The following is a 4,835-nucleotide window of genomic DNA, read 5'->3' as shown; positions in this document are numbered from 1 at the left end:
TGCTGCAGCCACAGCACGTCGGGCTCGGCCGCGCATTGCACCATGCGGTGCGGGTCTTGGGTGTTGGCGTCTTGCGCGCTCTCAGGCGGCAGGTAGTCGGCTTTCATGCCCTCGCCGGTGAGCGTCCAGCTCTCGCCGCCGTCGCGGCTCTGCCAGACGCCGCCACAGGAAATGGCCACCGTGAGGTGCCGGGCGTCGCGCGGATCGACCAACACCGAATGCATACCCGGGTGGTCGTTGCCGCCGCCGAACCAGGCCAGGCGGCGCGGCTCTTCCCAGAGCGGCTGGTTCAGCGTCCAGGACTGCCCCGCGTCCTCCGACTTGAACAAGCCCGCGGGCATGCAACCGGCCCACAGCACATCCGGCTCGTGTGTCGCGCCCGCGCTCAGGCTCCAGATCATGTCCACGTTCCAGGGCGTGGGGTCTTCGGCCCAGGGCCCTTCGCTGGGTTTGGGTGGAAACGCGGGCGCGGCCACTTCGGTCCAGGTCGCGCCCCGGTCGGTGCTCTTGCGCAACTTGACGCCAAAATGCCCCAGGCGCAGCGCGGCGTACCAGTGGCCGTTGCGCGGATCGGCCAGCACCTGGCTCACCGGGTCGCCCGCAAAGTGGGGTGGGCCGATCGACCAGTGCGCACCGGCGCCTTGCACTTCGAACAAACCTTTGCGGGTGGCGACCAACAGGGACGGCATGGCAGGTTCTCCGGTGAATGGTTCTAGCGCAGGCGTCAGCCACCGCTCAAGGCCTGGACCACCAGCACACGGTCTTGTTCACCAATGGCTTGCTCCAGCTTTTCGCGGTCGAGTACCAAGGTCTGGTTGACGAACACGGCCACGTGTTTGCGCACGCAGCGCTGGTCGTCGAACACGTAGTGTGCAAGCGCGGGCGCCGCGCCCAGCGCGGCCTCCAGCACCTCGCGCAAACGCCCCGGCGCCACCTGCTGTGGCGCACATTCCACGTGTCTGCGCAGACTGGAGGCGAATTCCACCGTGACCATGGTTTCCTCGGGCGTTGAGCTGGGAGTATCGCCACGGCGCCCGGGTTTGACAACCCGCACCCACGGGGCCGTTCAACCGATGCGCACCGGCACAAAGATGGTGCTGCCATCGCGCTGAATGAGCAGCGCCATCGAGCGTTCGGATTTCGCCAACAGCGCACGCACCTGCTCCACGCTGTTCACCGGCGTGCCGTTGACAGCCACCAACACATCGCCGCTTTGCACGCCGGCCAGCGCGGCAGGGCCACGGGCGTCCTGGATCAGCAAGCCACCACTCACGCCAGCCTGCCGCGACTCCTGCGGCTCCAAAGGCCGCAGCGCCAGACCCAGCTTGCTCTTGTCGCCGGCACCCGCTTCGTCCACCGCCTTGGCCTGCTTCTGGGCCGCGTCGCCCAGTTGCGCCACCACCTCCTTGGCGCTGCCCTGGCGCCAAATGTCGAGCGTCACTTTTTCACCCGGCAAGGCCTGGCCGATCAGGGCCGGCAAGTCGCCCGAGGCCACGATGGCTTTGCCGTCCAGGCTGCGGATCACGTCGCCCACTTTCAACCCGGCTTTGTCGGCCGGGCCGTCGGGCTCCACGTTCGAGACCAGGGCACCCTCGGGTTTGTCGAGCTTGAACGACTCGGCCAAGGTCTGGTTGACCTCCTGCACCATCACACCCAGGCGCGCGTGGCTGGCCTTGCCGGTGGCCACGATCTGGTCTTTCACCCGCAACGCGGTCTCGACCGGGATCGCGAACGACAAGCCCTGGTAGCCACCGGTCTGGCTGTAGATCTGCGAATTGATACCCACCACCTGGCCGCGCGTGTTGAACAAGGGTCCACCCGAATTGCCGGGGTTCACCGCCACGTCGGTCTGAATGAAGGGCACCAGGCTGTCTTCGGGCAGCGAGCGGCCTTTGGCGCTCACCACACCAGCGGTGACACTGTTTTCAAACCCGAAGGGTGACCCAATGGCCAGCACCCACTCGCCCACGTTCAAATCTTTGGCGCTGCCCAGCGGTACCACCGGCAGGTTCTTGGCGTCGATCTTCAACACCGCCACGTCGGTGCGCGCGTCCGAGCCCAGCACCTTGGCCTTGAACTCGCGCCGGTCGGTGAGCTTGACGGTCACGTCGCTGGCGCCGCGCACCACATGGGCATTGGTCAGGATCAGGCCGTCGGCGCTGACGATGAAGCCCGAGCCCTGGCCACGGGTGGGCATACCCTGGGGCGCTTCGCCACCGCCGCCGCCGAAGCGCTTGAAAAATTCGAAAAAGGGATCGTTCGGGTCGATGCCGGGCATGCCCCGACTTTTGGCCACGTTCGCGGCATCGTCGCCCTCGGCCTTCAGACTGCCGATCACGCTGATATTGACCACAGCGGCGCCATGCTGGCGCGCGATCTGGGAAAAGTCGGGTGCGACCACGGTCGGGCCTGCGTTGGACGCGCTCGCATCGGCGCTCGCCGTGATCGCCGGCGTGTTGGCCAAGGCGTGGCGGGTGTTGATGAAGGTGGCACCGCCACCGCCAACGACGCCGGCCAGCAGCAGCGACAGCACCAACCGGGTGGGGGTGAAAGCAAAGTTTTTCATGGGGGCTCCTTGGAGTGGGTTCGGATTGAACATGCCGCTACTGTCCGCCCCGACACTTAGACCGGTCTTAAGCGCCTGCACTTCTGTCGCATCGCTTTCGCACCGCCTGAACGCCTTTTGAACCCTGCCGCTGCCAACCCGCTCGCGCCGCGTTTCGCCCCCTACCCCTGGCGCTGAAAAGCCACCTCCACCAGCAAGCCGCCCAACACCTCGGAGCGCCCCAAATGCAGTTGGGCGCCATGCGCATCGGCGATCGACTTGACGATGGCCAGACCCAGCCCGCTGCCGGTGCTCTGATTGCCCGGCACGCGGTAAAAGCGGTCGAGCACGCGGGCCTGGTCGGCTTCGGGAATGCCGGGTCCGTTGTCCTCCACGGCCAGGATGCAAAAGCCCTTGGACCGGCGCACCGCCACGTTCACCAGACCGCCCTCGGGGGCGTACTTGAGCGCGTTGTCCAGCAGATTGCGCAACAAGATCCGCAGCGGCTCGGTGTGGCCCAGGATGGGGCAGTCGTCGGCCTGGCTCAAGCCCAGATCGATGTGCCGCGCCGAGGCCGTGGCGGCGGCATCGGCCACGGCAAAACGTGCCAAGGCCTCCAGCGCCACTGGCTGCGCGGGCGTGGCCGTGTTGCCTTGCTGGCGCGCCAGCACCAGCAACTGGTCCACCAAGCGCGAGGCGCGGTCGATACCCGCCAACAAGCGGCCTTCGGCCACGCGCCGACCGGGCTCATCGGGCGCGCGCTGCAAGCCTTGCACTTGCAGGCGCAGCGCAGCCAAGGGCGAGCGCAGTTCGTGCGCCGCGTCGGCTACAAAGTGTTCTTGTGCATCGAAGGCGCGGCCCACGCGCTGGAACAGCAGATTGAGTTCCTGCACCAGTGGGCGAATTTCTTCCGGCAGGTCTTGCTCGCCCACCGGGGTGAGGTCACCAGGCTGGCGCGCCGCCACCTGGCCGCGCACCCGCGCCACCGGCGCCAGCGAGGCGCTCACCACCCACCAGGCCAGCAACATCAGCAGCGGCGCAATCGCGACGATCGGGATCAGCGTGCGCAAGGCCAGCGCACGGGCCATCGCGCGGCGGGGCGCCAGGTCCTGCGCCACCTGGATCACCTGCGAACGCGTCTCCATGGAGAACACGCGGTAGGTCGTGCCATTCGCTTTCAGGTCGGTGAAACCCAACACCGCACGCTCGGGCAAAAAGGTGTGCGGCGCCGATTGAAAGACCCGCAGGCCCGCCGTGGTCCACACCTGAACCATGAACTCATAGGCACCGTCGCCTTCGGCTTCGAGATCCAGCGGGGGCGAACCCGGCATGGCAACACCCGAGCGCAGCGACTGCGCCATTTGCTGCATGTGGTAGTCGGCGATCTCGTCCACCTCGGCGCGCGCGGCCCGGTAGGCCAGCATCGCCTGCACCGCAGCGGTCAACACGATCGCCAACAACAAGGACCACAGCAGACGCCGACGCAAGGAGTGGGTAGAGGCTGGGTTCATGCTCAGACCTTGGGCACCATATAGCCCACACCGCGCACGTTCTGGATCAGCCCCGCACCCAGTTTTTTGCGCAGCCCGTGGATATAGACCTCCACCGCGTTGCTGCTGATCTCGTCCGTCCAGCCATAGAGTTTTTCCTCCAGCTGGCTGCGCGAAAGCACCCGGCCGGGTCGCGCCAGCAGCGGCTCCAGCACCGCCCATTCGCGTGCCGACAAAACCACCGGCGTGCCGTCCACCGCAACCTCACGGCTGACCGGGTTGATGCTCACACCCATGTGTTCGTACACCGGCTCGGCGCGCCCGCTGGCCCGGCGCAGCAGCGCACGGATGCGCGCCAGCAGTTCGTCCATGTCGTAGGGTTTGAGGATGTAGTCGTCGGCGCCCGCGTCCAGCCCTTGCACCCGTTGTTGCACCGCGTCGCGCGCGGTGGCGATCAGCACCGGCATGCGCTGCTTGCGCGCGCGCAAAGCGCTCAGCACCGCCAGGCCATCGATCGTGGGCAGACCCAGGTCGAGCACCACCAGGTCGTAGTCCTGCGCGCACAAGGCCGTGTCGGCCAATTGCCCGTCGCGCACCCAGTCCACCGCGTAATGGTCGGCGCGCAGCAAGTCCAGCACGGTCTCACCGATCATCGAATCGTCTTCCACCAGCAAAAGCCGCATAGCTGGTGCTCCTTGTGTTTCGCAGCAAGCCGTTGTTGCACATCCGGTACATGCTGCGCATCACCACTTAGGCCGGGCTTAAACCCACCCGGTATTGTTTTTGTATGGGTTTGTGCC

5 protein-coding genes are annotated in these 4,835 nt (G+C 66.6%); all 5 read right to left on the bottom strand.

The genetic code is table 11. The features are described from left to right. On the bottom strand, positions 1-689 hold a 689-nt coding region (locus tag ABYB95_RS17025), incomplete at its 3' end, for a WD40/YVTN/BNR-like repeat-containing protein (protein WP_372659747.1). Between the two features lie 35 nt (positions 690-724). Beyond that, positions 725-994: a MoaD/ThiS family protein gene (locus ABYB95_RS17020; protein ID WP_372659746.1), complete on the bottom strand. Its 270-nt coding sequence runs from the start codon at positions 992-994 to the stop codon at positions 725-727. Between the two features lie 72 nt (positions 995-1,066). Continuing rightward, positions 1,067-2,566 (bottom strand): Do family serine endopeptidase, encoded by a 1,500-nt coding sequence (locus ABYB95_RS17015; RefSeq protein WP_372659745.1) that lies wholly within the window; start codon positions 2,564-2,566, stop codon positions 1,067-1,069. Positions 2,567-2,727: 161 nt separating this feature from the next. Beyond that, positions 2,728-4,056, bottom strand: coding sequence for an ATP-binding protein (locus ABYB95_RS17010; RefSeq protein WP_372659744.1), 1,329 nt, complete (start codon positions 4,054-4,056; stop codon positions 2,728-2,730). Positions 4,057-4,058: 2 nt separating this feature from the next. Beyond that, positions 4,059-4,718, bottom strand: coding sequence for a response regulator (locus ABYB95_RS17005; RefSeq protein WP_372659743.1), 660 nt, complete (start codon positions 4,716-4,718; stop codon positions 4,059-4,061). Between the last annotated feature and the right edge of the window lie 117 nt (positions 4,719-4,835).

The organism is Hydrogenophaga sp. (assembly GCF_041633695.1).
Classification (GTDB): Bacteria; Pseudomonadota; Gammaproteobacteria; order Burkholderiales; family Burkholderiaceae_C; genus Hydrogenophaga.
The sequence above is the reverse complement of the archived record's forward strand: the minus strand, read 5'-3'. Positions and strand labels throughout refer to the sequence as shown.